This window comes from Mycolicibacter sp. MU0102 (genome assembly GCF_963378105.1).
GTDB classification, from domain to species: Bacteria; Actinomycetota; Actinomycetes; order Mycobacteriales; family Mycobacteriaceae; genus Mycobacterium; species Mycobacterium holstebronense.
The window spans coordinates 1,812,417-1,829,401 of record NZ_OY726398.1; the positions used below are offsets into that span (position 1 = coordinate 1,812,417).

General features: G+C 68.2%; 19 protein-coding genes and 1 tRNA gene. 12 read left to right on the plus strand and 8 right to left on the minus strand.

Going from position 1 to position 16,985, the window contains the following annotated elements; genetic code table 11:
• Window positions 1-57: 57 nt before the first annotated feature.
• Entirely contained in the window at window positions 58-2,847 is a 2,790-nt protein-coding gene (gene aceE / locus RCP37_RS08390; RefSeq protein ID WP_308486434.1) for a pyruvate dehydrogenase (acetyl-transferring), homodimeric type, read from the minus strand.
• A gap of 253 nt (window positions 2,848-3,100) precedes the next feature.
• Between aceE and RCP37_RS08395 the strand changes: the two genes are divergently transcribed.
• The 5 genes from RCP37_RS08395 (at window position 3,101) to RCP37_RS08415 (ending at window position 5,044) form a co-directional block, all read left to right on the plus strand.
• Complete coding sequence (locus tag RCP37_RS08395) at window positions 3,101-3,622, plus strand: Rv2240c family protein (protein ID WP_308486435.1); 522 nt, start codon at window positions 3,101-3,103, stop codon at window positions 3,620-3,622.
• An 84-nt stretch (window positions 3,623-3,706) separates the two neighbouring features.
• Complete coding sequence (locus tag RCP37_RS08400) at window positions 3,707-4,129, plus strand: DUF3052 domain-containing protein (protein ID WP_308486436.1); 423 nt, start codon at window positions 3,707-3,709, stop codon at window positions 4,127-4,129.
• On the plus strand, window positions 4,129-4,590 hold the full coding sequence (locus RCP37_RS08405; protein WP_308486437.1) for a peroxiredoxin: 462 nt from the start codon (window positions 4,129-4,131) through the stop codon (window positions 4,588-4,590). Before RCP37_RS08400 ends, RCP37_RS08405 begins: the two co-directional genes overlap by 1 nt.
• A 122-nt stretch (window positions 4,591-4,712) precedes the next feature.
• Window positions 4,713-4,787: transfer RNA gene (locus RCP37_RS08410), tRNA-Val, on the plus strand.
• Window positions 4,788-4,825: 38 nt separating this feature from the next.
• Window positions 4,826-5,044, plus strand: a complete 219-nt coding sequence (locus tag RCP37_RS08415) for a hypothetical protein (RefSeq protein WP_308486438.1) — start codon at window positions 4,826-4,828, stop codon at window positions 5,042-5,044.
• 27 nt (window positions 5,045-5,071) lie between these two features.
• On the opposite strand, the gene RCP37_RS08420 is transcribed toward RCP37_RS08415, so the two are convergent.
• On the minus strand, window positions 5,072-5,275 hold the full coding sequence (locus RCP37_RS08420) for a zinc transporter Slc39a7 (protein WP_308486439.1): 204 nt from the start codon (window positions 5,273-5,275) through the stop codon (window positions 5,072-5,074).
• A gap of 7 nt (window positions 5,276-5,282) precedes the next feature.
• Window positions 5,283-5,699, minus strand: coding sequence for an ArsR/SmtB family transcription factor (locus RCP37_RS08425; RefSeq protein ID WP_308486440.1), 417 nt, complete (start codon window positions 5,697-5,699; stop codon window positions 5,283-5,285).
• A gap of 119 nt (window positions 5,700-5,818) precedes the next feature.
• Here RCP37_RS08425 and fadD8 point away from each other — a divergent pair, with 119 nt between their 5' ends.
• Window positions 5,819-7,411 carry a fatty-acid--CoA ligase FadD8 gene (gene fadD8 / locus RCP37_RS08430; RefSeq protein WP_308486441.1) on the plus strand — a complete coding sequence of 531 codons (1,593 nt, stop codon included), beginning with the start codon at window positions 5,819-5,821 and terminating at the stop codon, window positions 7,409-7,411.
• A gap of 3 nt (window positions 7,412-7,414) precedes the next feature.
• Here fadD8 and RCP37_RS08435 read toward each other — a convergent pair whose 3' ends face one another.
• The 4 genes from RCP37_RS08435 to RCP37_RS08450 are packed head-to-tail and all read right to left on the minus strand — an operon-like array spanning window position 7,415 to window position 10,325.
• Window positions 7,415-8,275: an LLM class F420-dependent oxidoreductase gene (locus RCP37_RS08435; RefSeq protein ID WP_308486995.1), complete on the minus strand. Its 861-nt coding sequence runs from the start codon at window positions 8,273-8,275 to the stop codon at window positions 7,415-7,417.
• Between the two features lie 34 nt (window positions 8,276-8,309).
• Entirely contained in the window at window positions 8,310-9,155 is an 846-nt protein-coding gene (locus tag RCP37_RS08440) for an SURF1 family cytochrome oxidase biogenesis protein (protein ID WP_308486442.1), read from the minus strand.
• On the minus strand, window positions 9,155-9,649 hold the full coding sequence (locus RCP37_RS08445) for a low molecular weight protein-tyrosine-phosphatase (RefSeq protein ID WP_308486443.1): 495 nt from the start codon (window positions 9,647-9,649) through the stop codon (window positions 9,155-9,157). Before RCP37_RS08445 ends, RCP37_RS08440 begins: the two co-directional genes overlap by 1 nt.
• Window positions 9,642-10,325 (minus strand): HAD hydrolase-like protein, encoded by a 684-nt coding sequence (locus RCP37_RS08450; RefSeq protein WP_308486444.1) that lies wholly within the window; start codon window positions 10,323-10,325, stop codon window positions 9,642-9,644. The genes RCP37_RS08445 and RCP37_RS08450 overlap by 8 nt, the downstream gene beginning before the upstream one ends.
• Before the next feature lie 61 nt (window positions 10,326-10,386).
• Between RCP37_RS08450 and RCP37_RS08455 the strand changes: the two genes are divergently transcribed.
• From RCP37_RS08455 to RCP37_RS08465, 3 genes are read left to right on the plus strand one after another with little or no spacing between them, the layout of a single operon-like run.
• A complete protein-coding gene (locus RCP37_RS08455; protein WP_308486445.1) occupies window positions 10,387-11,520 on the plus strand; it encodes a Nif3-like dinuclear metal center hexameric protein in 1,134 nt (377 codons plus the stop codon).
• Window positions 11,517-12,251 (plus strand): zinc ribbon domain-containing protein, encoded by a 735-nt coding sequence (locus tag RCP37_RS08460; RefSeq protein WP_308486446.1) that lies wholly within the window; start codon window positions 11,517-11,519, stop codon window positions 12,249-12,251. Before RCP37_RS08455 ends, RCP37_RS08460 begins: the two co-directional genes overlap by 4 nt.
• Before the next feature lie 25 nt (window positions 12,252-12,276).
• The gene (locus RCP37_RS08465; protein WP_308486447.1) at window positions 12,277-13,359 is read left to right on the plus strand and encodes a bifunctional RNase H/acid phosphatase; all 1,083 of its coding nucleotides are present in this window, start codon (window positions 12,277-12,279) and stop codon (window positions 13,357-13,359) included.
• A gap of 15 nt (window positions 13,360-13,374) precedes the next feature.
• Here RCP37_RS08465 and RCP37_RS08470 read toward each other — a convergent pair whose 3' ends face one another.
• Window positions 13,375-13,950, minus strand: a complete 576-nt coding sequence (locus tag RCP37_RS08470; RefSeq protein ID WP_308486448.1) for a type II toxin-antitoxin system RelB family anti-toxin — start codon at window positions 13,948-13,950, stop codon at window positions 13,375-13,377.
• A gap of 236 nt (window positions 13,951-14,186) precedes the next feature.
• On the opposite strand from RCP37_RS08470, the gene RCP37_RS08475 reads away from it, so the two are divergent.
• From RCP37_RS08475 to RCP37_RS08485, 3 genes are all read left to right on the plus strand, one after another.
• Window positions 14,187-15,308: a YeiH family protein gene (locus RCP37_RS08475; RefSeq protein WP_308486449.1), complete on the plus strand. Its 1,122-nt coding sequence runs from the start codon at window positions 14,187-14,189 to the stop codon at window positions 15,306-15,308.
• Window positions 15,309-15,385: 77 nt separating this feature from the next.
• Window positions 15,386-16,345, plus strand: a complete 960-nt coding sequence (locus tag RCP37_RS08480; RefSeq protein ID WP_308486450.1) for an NAD(P)/FAD-dependent oxidoreductase — start codon at window positions 15,386-15,388, stop codon at window positions 16,343-16,345.
• Window positions 16,342-16,983 (plus strand): class I SAM-dependent methyltransferase, encoded by a 642-nt coding sequence (locus tag RCP37_RS08485; RefSeq protein WP_308486451.1) that lies wholly within the window; start codon window positions 16,342-16,344, stop codon window positions 16,981-16,983. Before RCP37_RS08480 ends, RCP37_RS08485 begins: the two co-directional genes overlap by 4 nt.
• Window positions 16,984-16,985: the final 2 nt, after the last annotated feature.

The following is a 16,985-nucleotide window of genomic DNA, read 5'->3' on the forward strand; positions in this document are numbered from 1 at the left end:
TAAAAGCTACGCCTATTTTCTAGACACAACTGACAACCCGGCGGTTAGGGAGGCTCGCTAGGCCACCCCGGAATCCGACGTCTGCTCGGGGGCCGCCAACACGTCGTCGATCTGGTACCGCGTCGCCGCCGTCACCGCCACGGACGGGTCGATGACCCCGTCGCGGCCCAGCGCCGCCAGCACCGCCACCACCACCGACTCGGCGTCGGTGTTGAAGTAGCGGCGCGCGGCCGGACGAGTGTCGGAGAACCCGAACCCGTCGGTGCCCAGGGTGACGTAGTTGCCGGGCACCCACGGCCGGATCTGCTCGGGCACCGCACGCATCCAGTCCGACACCGCGACGACCGGGCCGGTGGCGTCCGCCAGCGCCTGGGTCACGTACGGCACCGCGGCCGGGTGCTCGGGGTGCCGCAGCCGCTCGCGCTCGATGGCCACACCGTCCCGGTTGAGCTCACCCCAGCTGGTCACCGACCACACGTCGGCGGCCACATCCCAGTCGGCTGCCAACATGTCGGCGGCCCGCAGCGCCTCGGGCACCGCCACCCCCGAGGCCAGGATCTGCGCGGTGTTCGACCGCGGTTCGGCGGCCTTGCGGAAGCGGTAGATGCCGCGCAACAGACCTTCGGGATCGAAACCGTCGGGCTCGGCCGGCTGCACGTAAGGCTCGTTGTAGAGCGTGACGTAGAAATACACGTTCTCCGGATTCGGCCCGTACATGCGGTGCAGGCCGCTTTCGATGATGTGGGCGACCTCGTAGGCGAACGCGGGATCGTAGGAGACCACCGCCGGGTTGGTGGACGCCAACAACAGTGAGTGGCCGTCGGCGTGCTGTAGCCCCTCACCGGTCAGCGTGGTGCGTCCCGCGGTAGCCCCCAGCACGAAGCCGCGTGCCATCTGATCGGCCGCTGCCCACAGGCCGTCGCCGGTGCGCTGGAAGCCGAACATCGAATAGAAGATGTAGATCGGGATCATCGGCTCGTCGTGGGTGGCATACGACGTCCCGACCGCGGTGAACGAGGCCGTCGAGCCGGCTTCGTTGATGCCCTCGTGCAGGATCTGGCCGACTTCGCTTTCCTTGTAGGCCAGCATCAGGTCGGCATCCACCGAGGTGTAGAGCTGGCCGTTGCGGTTGTAGATCTTCAACGACGGGAACCACGAGTCCATCCCGAACGTGCGGGCCTCATCGGGGATGATCGGCACCAGGCGTGGGCCTAACTGCTTGTCCCGCAACAACTCTTTGAACACCCGCACGGTCGCCATGGTGGTGGCGACCTCCTGGTTGCCCGAACCCTTCTTGACCGCCGCGTAGGCCTGCGAGCCCGGCAGTTCCACCGTTTTGGCCTGGGTGCGGCGGTGCGGCACAAAGCCGCCCAGGGCACGTCGCCGATCCAGCAGGTAACGGATCTCGGGTGCGTTCTCGCCGGGGTGGTAGTACGGCGGCAGGTACGGGTTCTCCTCGAGTTCGGCGTCCGGGATCGGAATCCGCATCTCGTCGCGGAAGTCCTTGAGGTCTTGCAGCCGGAACTTCTTCATCTGGTGGGTGGCGTTACGGCCGGCGAAGTAGCTGCCCAGGCTGTAGCCCTTGATGGTCTTGGCCAGGATGACGGTGGGCTGGCCCTTGTGCTCGATGGCCGCGCGGTAGGCGGCGTGGACCTTGCGGTAGTCGTGTCCACCGCGCTTGAGGTGCCAGATGTCCTGATCGGACAGGTTCTGCACGAGCGCCTTGGTGCGCGGGTCGCGGCCGAAGAAGTGCTCCCGCACGTAGCCGCCGTCGTTGGCCTTGTAGGTCTGATAGTCGCCGTCGGGGGTGACGTTCATCAGGTTGACCAAGGCGCCGTCGCGGTCGGCGTGCAGCAGGGCATCCCACTCGCGGCCCCACACCACCTTGATCACGTTCCAGCCCGCACCGCGGAAGAACGATTCCAGCTCCTGGATGATCTTGCCGTTGCCGCGCACCGGGCCGTCCAGGCGCTGCAGGTTGCAGTTGACCACGAACGTCAGGTTGTCCAGGCCCTCCAGCGCGCCGACGTGCAGCAGTCCGCGGCTCTCCGGCTCGTCCATCTCGCCGTCGCCCAAGAAGCACCACACGTGCTGATCAGAGGTGTCCTTGATGCCACGGTCGTGCAGGTAGTGGTTGAACCGGGCCTGGTAGATCGCGTTCATCGGGCCCAGGCCCATCGACACCGTGGGGAACTCCCAGAAGTCGGGCATCAGCCGCGGATGCGGGTAGGACGGCAGGCCGCCGCCCGGGTGGCTGTGCTCCTGACGGAAGCCGTCGAGGTCGTGGGTGCTGAGGCGGCCCTCGAGGAAGGCGCGCGCGTAGATGCCGGGGGAGGCGTGGCCCTGGATGAACACCTGGTCGCCACCGCCGGGATGGTCCTTGCCGCGGAAGAAGTGGTTGAAGCCGACTTCATAGAGCGTCGACGACGACGCGTAGGTCGAGATGTGCCCGCCGACTCCCACTCCGGGGCGCTGCGCGCGGTGCACCATCACCGCGGCGTTCCAGCGGATCCAGCTGCGGTAGCGGCGCTCGGTTTCCTCGTCGCCGGGGAACCAGGGTTCCAGTTCGGTCGGGATGGTGTTGACGTAGTCGGTGGAGGTGAGCGCGGGGATCGCCACCCGCTGCTCGCCGGCGCGTTCGAGCAGTCGCAACATCAGGTAGCGGGCGCGGGCCGGACCGGACCGGGCCAGCAGTTCGTCGAAGGACTCCAGCCACTCGGAGGTCTCGTCGGAGTCGATATCGGGGAGGTAGGACGCCACCCCCTCGCGGATCACCCGGACCCGGTCGGATTCGGTTGTGCTGCTTGGCTTTTTGGCCAGATCCTGATCTACGGCCTCAGTGGTCAACGCAATGCTCCTTGGTTCGGAGGACAAGATGTGCCTCCCGGCTTGTGGCCAGGACGGCACCGACCGATCGATTCGCCGGTCTCGTCTTTTCTATCGTGCCCCACCGGACACCCGACCGCCGGTGGGCGAGTGCCGCCGGGTGGGCTGATCTCGGCTTGCTGGCAAGTACGCGGTAACGTTTGAAGTTGTGCTGACCCGACGGCTGACTGCCTCGCGCGCCCAGACGCGGCGACACGCTCGGGTAGGCGCGTCGGTGGCCGGTGTGGTTGCGGCATTGGCAATGGGCGTTGTCGGCTGTACCAGCATCATCGGCGGCACCCCGGAGGCGGACACCTCCGAGGCCCCGGCCTACCGCTCCTCGGTCTCGGCGTCGGTGTCGGCTTCGGAGGCCACCTCGAGCATTCGCGAGACCCAACGTCAGCAGTCGATGACGACCCAGGCGGTTCGCGGCGCCTGCGGCCGGTTTGCCTCCAGCAGCAGCGACGCCGTCGACGTGGTGAACAAGTATGTCGAGGCGTTCAACAACGGCGGGGATATCCCCGGAACCGCCGGGCCCGCGGTGGAGGCACTCAACCACAGTGCCGACGAGGTCGCCGCGGCGATCAACGAGAAGTTGTCGCAGGACCTGACCGACGCATTCAACACCTATGCACAGGCCGCGCGGGGCGTGGCGACCGCGATCTCATCCAAGGCGCCGGTGTCGGTATACAACGCTCGTAAGGATGAGCTCAACCGGGCTCGGGACAGGGGGATGCAGCTGTGCAAAGCCTTCTGAGCCCACTGATCCCGCCCCGCACGGCGAGCTGTGCAACGATGATTCACATCACAGGCAGCACTGACGATCGAAGGAGGTCACACGGTGGTCGCGGCGGATAACGCCCCGAGCTTCGCCCGCAAACTGGGCATCGAGAGCAAGCAGCTGGTCCAGGAGTTCGGCTGGGACGAGGACGCCGACGACGACATCCGTGTCGACGTCGAAGAGGCCGCCGGCAGCGAACTGCTCGACGAGGACACCGATGAGGTGGTCGACGTCGTGCTGCTCTGGTGGCGCGATGGCGATGGTGACTTGGTGGACACCTTGATGGATGCGATCACCGCCTTGGCCGACGACGGGGTGATCTGGGTGTTGACACCCAAGACCGGCCGATCCGGCCACGTGCAGCCCGCCGAGATCGCCGAGGCGGCGCCGACTGCCGGCCTGATGCCGACGTCGTCGGTCAACCTGGGGGACTGGAGTGCCAGTCGCCTGGTGCAGCCCAAGTCCCGTACGGGGAAGCGTTGATGCTGGAAGTCGGCGCGCAGGCCCCTGACTTCACCCTCAAGGACCAGAACCAGCAGCAGGTGACGCTGAGCAGCTTCCGGGGCGACAAGAACGTTCTGGTGGTGTTCTTCCCGCTGGCTTTCACCGGCATCTGCCAGGGTGAGCTGGATCAGTTGCGGGATCACCTGCCCAGCTACGTCAACGACGACAGTGTGGCGCTGGCGATCTCGGTCGGCCCGCCGCCCACCCACAAGATCTGGGCGACCGAGAGCGGGTTCCTGTTCCCGGTGCTCTCGGATTTCTGGCCGCACGGGGCCGTCAGCCAGGACTACGGGGTGTTCAACGCCGACACCGGCTTTCCCAACCGCGGCACGTTCGTCATCGACAAGGCCGGCATCATCCGGTTCGCCGAGATGAAGCAGCCCGGGGAGGCGCGCGACCAGCAGCTCTGGCTCGACGCCCTGGGCGCCCTCAAGGGGTAGGGCGCTGCCCTCCCTTTGCCGCGAGATTGCACTGAAGCAGGGATTTCACGACTTTCTGCTGCGCCAGTGCAATCTCGCAGTTTTGGGCACCCGGCACCGGCCGGGTAACCTGCCCGAGGCAGGGGCGCGTAGCTCAGTGGTAGAGCTCTGGTTTTACACACCAGCGGTCGGCGGTTCGATACCGTCCGCGCCCACCAGTTGTTTGACTTCGCGGTAGATCGTCAATGCGGTGGGAATGACAACCTCTCCGACACCCGACGAACCCACTCCACCGTCGCCGCCCGTTCCTCCGCAACGGGCGCCGAGCGGCAAGTGGGGCGTACCGCCGTCGACCAGCCCTCAGTTCACTCCCACGGGCCGTTCGGCGAAGCCTCCGGGCGTACGCGCGTTGTTGTGGGCTGCCGTGCTGGTGCTGATCGGCGTCATCGCCCTGCTGATCGTGTTATCTGCCTAAGGCGCTGCCAGGAGCTCTGCGGAGCGCTCAGTGCGAATGAGCGTGGCCGGCATGCTCTAAGCCCACCTGGTGGGTGTGCGGATGGCTGTGCACGGTCCCGTCTTCGTGGGTGTGCTCGTGCTCATGCTCGATGTGGTCGTGCTCGTGAGCGTCGTGCACGTCGTCATGGGCGTGCTCGTGCGCGTGGGGCGCGTCGTGGTTGTGGTCTTCACCGTGGTTGTGGTGCGACATGGCTGGCTCAGCTCCCTTGTTCGATGGCTCGCTGCCTCAATTGGGGCAACGCCTCTCCGGCAGCAACCGGGAAGTTCTTGGCGGCGCGGTGATGCGGGGGCACCCCCGGACCGGCATGCTCGGCGTTGAAGACGGCGTCGGTCACCAGCTGGCAGATGTGCTCGTTCTCCATGCTGTAGAAGACCGTGGTGCCCTCGCGGCGGGTGCGCACCAGTCGCGCCATCCGCAGTTTCGCCAGGTGCTGTGACACCGATGGCGCCGGTTTGCCGACGTGCTCGGCGAGTTCGTTCACCGACATTTCCCGGCTGGTCAGCGCCCACAGCACCTGTACCCGGGTGGCGTCGGCCAACATTCGGAACACCTCGACGATCAGGCCGACCTGATCCTCCGGCAACCGATCCGCTGGACCGTTATCTGCATGCATGCGCAAATAGTAAGTCTTGGGGGTTGTGGGATGTCAACCCTCGGCTCCTCCCAAGGGCGGATGAGGCGGTCGGTAGTGTCCAGCGGGCAAGTTGTCGCGCACTAGTGGAGGTAGCCCCGATGTCGACGCAGTCCATGCGCCAGCCCATTCATTCCGGGCACCTGACCGTGGGCGCCCTCAAGCGCAACAAGGACAAGCCGGTGCTGTTCCTCGGCGACACCACGTTGACCGGCGGTCAGCTCGCCGCGCGCATCAGCCAGTACATCCAGGCGTTCGACGCGCTCGGCGCTGACGCAACCGGTCTGTTGTCGCTGAACCGCCCCGAGGTGCTGATGATCATCGGTGCCGGGCAGGTCCGGGGTTACCGGCGCACGGCTCTGCACCCGCTGGGTTCGCTGGACGATCACGCCTACGTATTGGCCGACGCCGAGGTCAGCACGCTGATCATCGATCCCACACCGGCTTTCGTGGAGCGGGCCCTGGGCCTGCTGGAAAAGGTGCCGACGTTGCGCCAGGTGTTGACCATCGGCCCGGTACCGCCGGAGCTTGAGGGGAAGGCCGTCGATCTGGCCGCCGAGGCAGCCAAGTACGACCCGCAGCCCCTGGCGGCCGCGGACCTGGCCCCAGACCACATCGGTGGTCTGACCTACACCGGCGGGACCACCGGCAAGCCCAAGGGCGTCATCGGCACCGTGGCATCGATCACCGCGATGACCACCACGCAGCTTGCCGAGTGGGAATGGCCGGAGCACCCCAAGTTCCTGATGTGCACCCCGCTGTCGCATGCCGGCGCAGCGTTCTTCGTGCCGACGATCATCAAGGGCGGCCAGCTGGTGGTGCTGACCAAATTCGATCCGGCCGAGGTGCTGCGGGTGATCGAGGAGCAGAAGATCACCGCCACCATGCTGGTGCCGTCGATGATCTACGCCCTGATGGATCACCCGGATTCGCACACTCGCGACCTGTCGTCGCTGGAGACGGTCTACTACGGCGCCTCGGCGATGAACCCGGTCCGGCTCCAGGAGGCCATCGACCGGTTCGGCCCGATCTTCGCCCAGTACTACGGCCAGTCCGAGGCGCCGATGGTGATCACCTACCTGGCCAAGGGCGATCACGACCAGAAGCGACTCACCTCGTGCGGGCGCCCGACGCTGTTCGCCCGGGTGGCGCTGCTCGACGACGCCGGCAACCCGGTGCCCCAGGGTGAGGTTGGCGAGATCTGCGTGTCCGGGCCGCTGCTGTCGGGCGGCTACTGGAAGCTTCCCGAGGCCACCGCTGAGACATTCCGGGACGGCTGGATGCACACCGGCGACCTGGCCCGCGAGGATGAGGACGGTTTCTACTACATCGTCGACCGCACCAAGGACATGATCGTCACCGGCGGCTTCAACGTGTTCCCCCGCGAGGTCGAGGACGTGATCGCCGAGCACCCGTCGGTGGCCCAGGTGTGCGTGATCGGAACCCCCGACGAGAAATGGGGCGAAGCGGTGACCGCGGTGGTGGTGTTGCGTCCGGGCGTGGACAGCGATGCCGCCGCGGTGGCCACGATGACCGCCGAGATCCAGTCCGCGGTCAAGGAGCGCAAGGGTTCGGTCCAGTCGCCCAAGCAGGTGATCATTGCCGATTCGGTGCCGGTGACCGCGCTGGGCAAGCCGGACAAGAAGGCCGTGCGCGCCCAGTTCTGGTCCGGCGCAGAGCGTTCCGTCGGCTGAGGCTCAGCCCAGCGCTGCGGCCAGCTGCCGCCACTGCTCCCGCGGGAACGCGCGCGGGTCGGCATCCAGCAGCTGGACGCAGACGTGGTCGGCTCCGGCGGCCTGGTGCTCGGCGACCCGGCTGAGCACGGTCTCCGGGGTTCCCCAGGCGATGATCGCGTCGAACAGCCGATCGCTGACCGAGGCGATGTCGTCCTCGGAGAAGCCTGACCGCAGCAGGTTGTTGGCGTAGTTGGGCAGCGCCAGGTAAGAGCCCAGCCACTTGGTGCCGATCGCGCGCGCTTCCTCGCGGCTGGCGCACAAGATCGCGGTCTGCTCGGGCAGCAGCAACGGCCCCTCGCCCAGCTGCTCGCGGGCAAACCGGGTGTGTTCGGGGGTGGTCAGGTAGGGGTGGGCGCCGCGGCTGCGGGAGGCGGCCAAGTCGAGCATCTTGGGGCCCAGTGCCGCGAGCACCCGCGACTCGACCGGCACCGGCGCGTCGGCGGCGTCGAGCCCGTCGAGAAACTCGCTCATCGCCCGCAGTGGGCGGCGGTATCGCCCGGGATCCCCGGCGTCGATCAGCGGAGCGTGGCTGACCCCGATGCCGAGCAGGAACCGGTCACCGTGGGCCGCAGTCAGTGATGCGTAGGACGCCGCGACGTCGGCCGGAGTGTGCATCCAGAGGTTCAGGATGCCGGTGGCGATGACCGCGCTGCGGGTGGCGGACAGCAGGTTGCCCACCGCGTCGAACACCGGACCGCCGACGTCGGGTATCCACAGCACGCCGAAGCCCAGTTCCTCCAATTCGGCGGCCGCTTCGGCGGCCTCACCCTGATCGCCGTAGCGCAGCGGCGCACTCCAGATCCCGACACCCGAGACGTTCACCATGGCCCCAGGATGGCACAGCGGTGTCGTGGGCCTACCGGCGCCGGCCGTATCGGTCGGTGAGCTTCTGCTCGACGGTCATCGGTGGCGCGGGTTCGGCCGAGCCGGCCTCGCCGGCCTGAGCCGGCGCCGCAGCGCGCTCCGCCCGGCGTGCCCGCAGCTCGGCGAACGCGAAGTACCCCAGACCTATTGGCGCCAGGATCCCGAACGCGATCCACTGAATCCCGTAGGACAGGAACGGGCCGGCATCCCGGCGCGGCAGCGCGATCACACCCAAGCCGCCGGGCTGATCTTCGACGAGCTGCAGGTAGGACCCGGTCAGCGGAACACCCGTGAACGTCGCGACCTGTTCGGTGTTGATCGAGTACACCTGGCGAAAACCGTTCTCGGTGAACGGGTTCTTGCCCGGGATGGCGCCTTGGGAGTCACGCAGCCGCGCGGTGATGGTGACCTCGGCGGCAGGCGGTGCCGCAATGTCCGGCAGCCGCGCGCCGCCGTCGTCGGTGCGCACGAAGCCGCGATTCACCAGCACGGTCGGCCCGCCTTTGACCGCGAACGGGGCCAACACTTCCACCGCCGGCACTCCGTCGATCGACCGCAACCGCACCAGCACCTGCTTTTCGGCCAGGTAGTGCCCGGTGGCGGTCACCGGCCGCCACTGCTCGTCCGGCGCGGACGAATCCTGATGCGGCAGCATCGTGGTCACCGGCATGGGGTCGGCGGTCAACGCGTGCTCGAGTTGGCTGTTCGCGCGAGAGGTGGTGGTGTTCTTGCCCAGTTGCCACGGCGCCAGCACGGTGAAACACAGGTAGGCGAAGCCCAGCACCACCACCGCCAGAGCCAGCCAGCTCGGGCGCAGCAGGAAGGCCAGGCGTCGCATCAGCCGCTCTCGCCCAACGCCAGCTGCCCGTCGACCCAGGCGTGCAGGCCCGGCAGGGCGGCCGCGATGACGGCGAACGCCTGCACGAAGTCGTCGTGGCCGCCGTAGTAGGGGTCGTCGACGTCGGGCACGGCCGCTCCCGAACGCGGGTCGAAGGACCGCAGCATCCGGATCCGTTCGGCCGGAATACCCAGCCCCTGCAGTAGCCCGACATGGTTGCGTCCCAGCGCCACCACCAGGTCCGCGGCCTCGTGGTCGGGCCCGACCTGGGCGGCGCAGTGCTCCACCGGGTAGCCGTTGTCGCGCAGCACCCGGTTGGTGCGTTCGTCGGCGCCCTTGCCCACGTGCCAGTCCGCGGTCCCGGCGCTGGTCACCCGCACGGTGCCGCCCAGCCCGCGCTGGGCGAGCTGGTGGGCGAACATCTTCTCGGCCATCGGCGAGCGGCAGATGTTGCCGGTGCAGACGAACGTGACATGCAGCATCGGCTCAGACACCGAGCACCTCCCGTAGTTCGGTGACGGTCTGCACGCAGGCGAGGGGACCGTCGGGGGAATCAAGGCCGGCATCGGCGGTGCCCGCATAGTCGGTCTGGCCGTAGCCCCAGCCGACCAGCACCGTGTCGATGCCGTGCGCGGCCGCACCGTCCACATCGTGGCGCCGATCGCCCACCATCAGCACCCGCGCGGGCAGCGGCGCCAGCTGAGCCAGAGCGTGGGCCACCACATCGGACTTCGCGGCCCGGGTGCCGTCGACGCTGGCGCCGGCGACCACCTCGAAATAACCGTCGAGCCCGAAATGCGCGAGGATCTTGCACGCCGTCGGCTCCACTTTGGAGGTAGCCACGGCCAACCGGACCCCGGCGTCTCGCAGGTCGCGCAGCAGTTCAGTGACGCCGTCGAACATGGTGTTCATCTGCCATCCGCGGCTGGTGTAGTCGGCGCGGTAGGCGGCGACCGCGGCTTCGGTCTGCTCGCCGAGGCCCATCGCGGCCAGCGTGTGGTGCATCGGCGGGCCGACCAGCCGGGCAGCCAGATCACCCTCGGGAAGCGGCGCGCCGATGTGCTCCAGCGCGTGCCGGAAGCTGGCGACGATCCCGGCCGCGGAGTCGGTCAAGGTGCCGTCGAGGTCGAAGATGACCAATTCGGCGGCGGCGGTGCTCGTGCGCGTCACGGTCCCATTGTCCCCGACGTGCGCGGAGAGCTCGCCGGGTGGCGCACTACTGTCTTGCAGTGTGACCGCGCGGCTGGCTGACGTCATTGACGTACTGGATGCGGCCTACCCGCCCGGGCTGGCCCACTCCTGGGACTCGGTCGGGCTGGTCTGCGGTGACCCCGATGACCTGGTGAGCTCGGTGACGATCGCGGTCGACGCCACATCGGCGGTGGTCGACGAGGTGCCCGAGGGCGGCCTGCTGCTGGCCCACCATCCGCTGCTGCTGCGCGGGGTGGACACCGTGGCGGCCAGCACTCCCAAGGGCTCGCTGGTGCACCGGCTGATCCGGACCGGTCGGGCGCTGTTCACTGCCCACACCAATGCCGACGCGGCCTCGCCGGGGGTCTCCGACGCGCTCGCGGCAGCGCTCGGGCTGACCGTGGAGGCGGTGCTGGAGCCGGCCGGCCCGCGCGCCGACACCGACAAATGGGTGATCTACACCCCGGCGGAGCACGCCGAGGCGGTCCGGGCCGCGGTGTTCGCGGCCGGCGCGGGCCATATCGGTGACTACGCGCAGTGCAGTTGGAGTGTGCCGGGCACCGGCCAGTTCCTGCCCGGATACGGTGCGACGCCGGCGATCGGACGAGTGGGCCAGGTGGAGCGCGTTCCCGAGGAGCGCGTCGAAGTGGTGGCGCCGGCGCGGGCCCGCGGGGCGATTCATGCGGCGCTGCTGGCCACCCATCCCTACGAAGAACCGGCGTTCGACATCTTCGCGTTGCAGCCGCTGCCCGCCGGGGTGGGGATCGGCCGGATCGGCAGCCTGGCGACCCCGGAGCCGTTGAGCGCGTTCGTCGCCCGCGTCGCTGCGGGCCTGCCGGCCACCTCATGGGGTGTGCGCGCCTCGGGAGACCCCGACCTGGCGGTCTCGCGGGTGGCGGTCTGCGGTGGCGCCGGAGATTCCCTGCTGGATGCCGCGGCCGCCGCCGACGCACAGGTCTACGTCACCGCAGACCTGCGCCACCATCCTGCTGACGAGCATTCCCGGCGGTCGTCGATGGCGCTGGTCGACGTGGCCCACTGGGCCAGTGAATACCCGTGGTGCGCGCAGGCCGCCGATGTACTTCGCTCGCATTTCGGTGCGACGCTGCCGGTGCGTGTCAGCACGCTGCGCACCGACCCCTGGAATCTCGCGCATGAAGGAGGCCAGTCATGAAGGCTGCAGAAGCACAGCAACGTTCACTGCTGGAACTGTCGGAACTCGACGCCGAACTGGCCCGGATGGCGCACCGCGTCGGGAACCTTCCCGAACAGCAGGAGCGTGAGCGGATCCAGGCCCAGCACACCGCCGCCGCCGATCGGTTGGCAGCGCTGGAGCTGGCCTTGGAGGACTTGGACGCTCAAGCCGGTCGTTTCGAGTCGGAGATCGACGCGGTGCGCCAGCGTGAGGACCGCGACCGTGCCCTACTGGACTCCGGGCAGGCCAGCCCCAAACAGGTCGTCGATCTGCAGCATGAGCTGGAGACCCTGCAGAAGCGCCAATCCAGCTTGGAGGACTCGCTGCTGGAGTTGATGGAGCAGCGTGAGCAACTGCAGACCCAGGCCAGCGCCGAAGCGAGCGTGCTGGAGGGCCTGGCTGCTGATTTGGGCCGAGTGCAGGAGGCGATCGACACCGCCTTAGAGGAGATCGAGACCACCCGCGGCCAGCGTTCGGGCAGCCGTGAACGACTGGCCGCCGAGATCGACACCGAGCTGTTGGCGCTCTATGAGCGGCAGCGGGCCTCGGCGGGAGTCGGCGCGGGCCTGTTGCGCGGGGGACAGTGCGGCGCCTGCCGGATCGAAATCGACCGCGGCCAGCTGGCGAAGATCTCGGCAGCGGAGCCCGAAGAGGTCCTGCGGTGCCCGGAATGCAACACGATCCTGCTGCGGGTCAAGAACTTCGGTTAGTGCTCTGGCCGGTGAAGGTGGGGGGATGAAGGTCGTCGTTGAAGCCGACGGTGGGTCGCGCGGAAACCCGGGCCCGGCCGGCTACGGGGCGGTGGTGTGGTCCGCCGATCGCACCTCGCTGCTCGCCGAGGCCAAGGAGGCCATCGGTGTTGCCACCAACAACGTTGCCGAATACCGGGGCCTGGTCGCGGGATTGACCGAGGCGGCCCGGTTGGGCGCCGCCGAGGTAGCGGTGTTCATGGACTCCAAGCTGGTGGTCGAGCAGATGGCCGGCCGGTGGAAGGTCAAGCACCCGGACCTGGTCACGCTGCACCGGCAGGCCCGCGAGCTGGCGTCGAGGTTCGACCATGTCCGCTACTCCTGGATTCCGCGGGAGAAGAATTCCCATGCTGACCGGCTGGCGAACGAGGCGATGGACGCCGCCGCCGGAATCGACAGGCCTGCACCGAAGCCGGTGGAGACGGCGCCCGCGGCTCCCGGCTGGACCGGTGCGACGGGAACGGCTACTCGGCTGCTGTTGCTGCGGCACGGGCAGACCGAACTGTCGGTGCACCGGCGCTACTCCGGACGCGGCAACCCGCCGCTGACCGACACCGGCCGGCAACAGGCCGATGCCGCGGCGCGCTACCTGGCCCAGCACGGCGGTATCGCGGCGGTCATCAGCTCGCCCCTGCAGCGCTGCCGCGACACCGCCGAGGCGGCGGCGCGACTGCTTGGGTTGGACGTGGCCGTCGATGAGGACCTGACCGAAACCGACTTCGGGGCCTGGGAGGGGCTGACCTTCGCCGAGGCCGCCGAGCGCGATCCCGAACTGCACCGCCGCTGGCTGAAGGACACCTCCACGCAGCCCCCCGGCGGGGAGAGCTTCGACGCCGTACAGCAGCGGGTGCAGGCCGCGCGCGACCGAATCGTCGCCGACCACGCCGGCACCACCGTGCTGGTGGTGTCGCATGTGACACCGATCAAGACCGTGCTGCGCCTGGCGCTGGATGCCGGCCCCGCCATCTTGTATCGGCTGCACCTGGACCTGGCGTCGTTGAGCATCGCCGAGTTCTACGGCGACGGGCCGGCGTCGGTGCGGCTGGTGAATCAGACGGCCTACCTGTAGCCGCTGGCCTGCGGGTCAGTCGTGCAGGTGCACGCGTTCGCCGTGGGTTCCGAAGATCACGATGGCCTCGGCCGGACCGTCGACGGCACCGAACCAATGCGGTGTCCAGGTGGAGAACTCGACCGCCTCGCCGGGCCCGATCAGGAAATCATCGTCGCCCAGCACCAACCGGAGCCGGCCGGACAACATGTACATCCACTCGTGGCCTTCGTGCACCGGCAACTCGGCGGGGCGCCGGCGGCGCATACCGATCCGGATCTTGAAGGCGTGCAGACCCCCGGCCGGGCCGTGGCGGGTCAGCGGCCAGTAGGTGATGCCGTTGTGGCTGTGCGAGGCGCCCCGCACGCGCGGGTCCTGGTGCTGCGGGGCGCGCAGCAAGTCGTCGGTGCTGACCGACAGTGCCTCGGCCAGCCGGGGCAGATGATCCAATGCCAGGCGTCGCTTGCCCGATTCCAGCCTGCTCAACGTCGAGACGTCGATACCGGCGCGAGTCGCCACGTCCTCCAGGGTCAGCCCCTGCTGGGTGCGCAGCTCACGCAGTCGACGCCGCACCAATAGATCTACGCCGCCGTCGCCCGTGTTTGCCTGCATAGCAATCCAGGTTGCCAGCACCTTCGGTGGGACGGCAAGCATGAGTGCGCCTTTTCAGCGACGGTGATTTGAACTCTGTCATCGCGCACCGGCGATGTCATACCGTTACGCCCGAACCGCTGAAGAGAGGCCGCAGATGAAGTGGTTGGGCGTGGACGGCTGGGCGAACCTCGTGGTCGGCGTGCTCATTGCGCTGGCCCTGGCCGATTTGCTTCCGAAGATTCCGTGGTGAGGAAATGACCACGACACAGCTGGATTCAGGCCACGCCGAACCAGAGGCGATCTTCACCAGCCGGCGCCCGCTGGACTATCTGCCCGGGTTCGCCCTGCTGCTCACCGTGGGCCTGCTCGGCAAGTATGCCCAGCGGTGGTGGCTGGCGCTGGGCCATGCGCTGCACGCGACGGTGCCCGACATCGAATACGTGTTGTGGGCCATCGTCATCGGACTCGTAATCCGAAACACCGTGGGACTGCACCGGGTCTTTCTGCCGGGCGTGCTGACCTACGAATTCTGGCTCAAGGTCGGCATCGTCGCGCTGGGTTCTCGATTCGTGCTCGGTGACATCGCCAAACTAGGCGGTATCAGCCTGATTCAGATTCTGCTGGACATGACGATCGCCGGCGCGATAATCCTTGGCGCAGCGCACCTTTTCGGTTTGTCGGGCAAGCTCGGGTCGCTGCTGGCCATCGGCACCTCGATCTGTGGGGTGTCGGCGATCATCGCGTCGAAGGGCGCTATCCGGGCCAAGAACTCCGACGTCAGCTATGCGATTGCCGCCATCCTGGCGCTCGGTGCGGTGGGCCTGTTCGTGTTGCCGCCGCTGGGCCACCTGATCGGGTTGAGCGACCATGAGTTCGGGTTGTGGGCTGGTCTGTCCGTGGACAACACCGCCGAGACCACCGCCACCGGTTACCTGTTCTCCGATGAGGCAGGCAAGATCGCAGTGCTGGTGAAATCCGTCCGCAACGCCCTGATCGGGTTCGTGGTGCTGGGGTTTGCGGTGTACTGGGCGGCGCGCGGGCAGGCTGACCAGGTGGCATCCGGTTTTCGGGCCAAGGCGGCGTTCATCTGGCGCCAGTTCCCCAAATTCGTCCTGGGTTTCCTGGTGGTGTCGACGGTGGCCACCCTGGGATGGCTGGACAAGCCTCAGCTGGCCAGCCTGGGCAACGTATCGAGGTGGGCGTTCCTGCTGACGTTCGCCGGCGTCGGCCTGTCCACCGACTTTCGGCAGATCGCCCGGGCGGGCTGGCGGCCACTGCTGGTGGCTGTCATCGGGTTGGTGGTGGTGGCCACGGTGTCGTTGGGGCTGGTGCTGGTGACCTCGCGCTGGCTGGGCTGGGGGGTGGCTGCCTCCTGAAAGTCGGGCACTAGGGGTTATTTGCCTGGTTGGCAAACGAGCGTGCTGTTTTGCTCTGGAGGCTGCATGCTCGATGCATGAGCGAAATCTGGGATTGCATCGTGGTGGGCGGCGGCGCGGCCGGGCTCAGCGCCGGTCTGGTGCTGGGCCGAGCCCGGCGTAACACCCTGCTGATCGACGCCGGCCAGCAGAGCAACCGCAGCGCGCACGGAATCGGCGGCTTGCTGGGCCACGATGGCCGTCCGCCAGCCGAGCTCTATCGGCTCGGCCGAGACGAACTCGCCTCCTACGGTGTGCAGATCCGCGCCGGTGAGGTGGCAGACATCGAAAGCGTCGACGGCGAGTTCGTGGTGCGGCTTCTCGGCGGTCGCGAAGAACGAACCCGCCGCATACTGCTGGCCACCGGAATGACCTACCTGCCACCCGATCTCCCCGGCATCGCGCAGCTGTGGGGCCGTTCGGTGTTTCACTGCCCGTTCTGCCACGGCTGGGAAGTGCGGGATCTGCCGTTGGCCGTACTGGCCGACGGTGCCCGGGCCGTTCACCTGGCTCTGCTGCTGCGGTGCTGGAGCGACGACATCGTGGTCCTCACCGGAGGTCCGGCCGAGCTCGACGCAGACGACCGCGCCCGGCTGGCCGATGCCGGCGTCCGGGTAGACGAGCGGCCGGTGGCGGCGCTGGACGCGCACGACGACGAGCTGTCGGCGGTGGTGTTCGCCGACGGTGATCGGTTGCCCAGGCGCGGACTTCTGGTGGCGGCGGCCCTGCGGCAGCGCGATCAGCTGGCCGAGCGCCTCGGCGTGGCCGTTGCGGCTCCCGGTCCCGTGGCCCAGGACCCGGTCGGCGTCGATCCATCGTGCCGCACCTCGGTTCCCGGGGTATTTGCCGCCGGGGACCTGACGGGGGAGATGCCACAGGTGGCTGCCGCGATCGCGGCGGGCTCCCGCGCCGCGGCGGCGGTGGTGCAGAGCCTGGCCGCCGACGACTACGGATTGCCGTTGCCGCCAGTCATGAACGGAAGGAACACAGACCGATGACCGACGCCGTGCGCGACCCGCGCGAATTCTGGGACGAGTTCTACGGTGGCGATGATCCGGTGTGGAGCGGGCGGGTCAACGTCCAGCTCGCCGAGATCACCGCGGATCTGGCGCCGGGCCGGGCACTGGATCTGGGCTGCGGTGAGGGTGCCGACGCGATCTGGCTGGCTGAAGACGGCTGGCAGGTGGTGGCGGTCGATGTCTCGGCCAACGCGCTGGAACGTGCCTGCGCCGCGGCTCAAGAGCGCCAGGTGATCTCGCGCATCTGTTTCGAACGTCACGATCTGTCCACCAGCTTCCCCGCCGGCCGATTCGACCTGGTGTCGGCGCAGTTCCTGCACTCACCGGTGCCACTGGAACGCGAAGCAGTGCTGCGCCGGGCGGCCGACGCCGTGGCGGTGGGCGGCCGACTGTTAATCGTCGACCACGCCGCCGCGCCGCCATGGGCCGGCGAGCACGTCCACGAGCACCACTTCGCCACGGCCGAAGAGGTACTGGCGGGATTGACGCTCGATGACGCGCAGTGGGAGCTGCTACGGCTCGGGACGGCCGAGCGCGACGCCATTGGGCCCGACGACCAGACCGGCGTGCTGACCGACAACGTGATCCTGTTGCGGCGTAAGGCAACCGTGCGCTAAAG

Bases quoted from the DNA above. Each gene is read 5' to 3' on its own strand.
- RCP37_RS08405 (WP_308486437.1), top strand. From the start codon at position 4,129: ATGCTGGAAGTCGGCGCGCAGGCCCCTGACTTCACCCTCAAGGACCAG.
- RCP37_RS08415 (WP_308486438.1), top strand. From the start codon at position 4,826: ATGACAACCTCTCCGACACCCGACGAACCCACTCCACCGTCGCCGCCC.
- RCP37_RS08420 (WP_308486439.1), bottom strand. From the start codon at position 5,275: ATGTCGCACCACAACCACGGTGAAGACCACAACCACGACGCGCCCCAC.
- RCP37_RS08425 (WP_308486440.1), bottom strand. From the start codon at position 5,699: ATGCATGCAGATAACGGTCCAGCGGATCGGTTGCCGGAGGATCAGGTC.
- fadD8 (WP_308486441.1), top strand. From the start codon at position 5,819: ATGTCGACGCAGTCCATGCGCCAGCCCATTCATTCCGGGCACCTGACC.
- RCP37_RS08440 (WP_308486442.1), bottom strand. From the start codon at position 9,155: ATGCGACGCCTGGCCTTCCTGCTGCGCCCGAGCTGGCTGGCTCTGGCG.
- RCP37_RS08460 (WP_308486446.1), top strand. From the start codon at position 11,517: ATGAAGGCTGCAGAAGCACAGCAACGTTCACTGCTGGAACTGTCGGAA.
- RCP37_RS08465 (WP_308486447.1), top strand. From the start codon at position 12,277: ATGAAGGTCGTCGTTGAAGCCGACGGTGGGTCGCGCGGAAACCCGGGC.
- RCP37_RS08470 (WP_308486448.1), bottom strand. From the start codon at position 13,950: ATGCAGGCAAACACGGGCGACGGCGGCGTAGATCTATTGGTGCGGCGT.
- RCP37_RS08475 (WP_308486449.1), top strand. From the start codon at position 14,187: ATGACCACGACACAGCTGGATTCAGGCCACGCCGAACCAGAGGCGATC.
- RCP37_RS08480 (WP_308486450.1), top strand. From the start codon at position 15,386: ATGAGCGAAATCTGGGATTGCATCGTGGTGGGCGGCGGCGCGGCCGGG.
- RCP37_RS08485 (WP_308486451.1), top strand. From the start codon at position 16,342: ATGACCGACGCCGTGCGCGACCCGCGCGAATTCTGGGACGAGTTCTAC.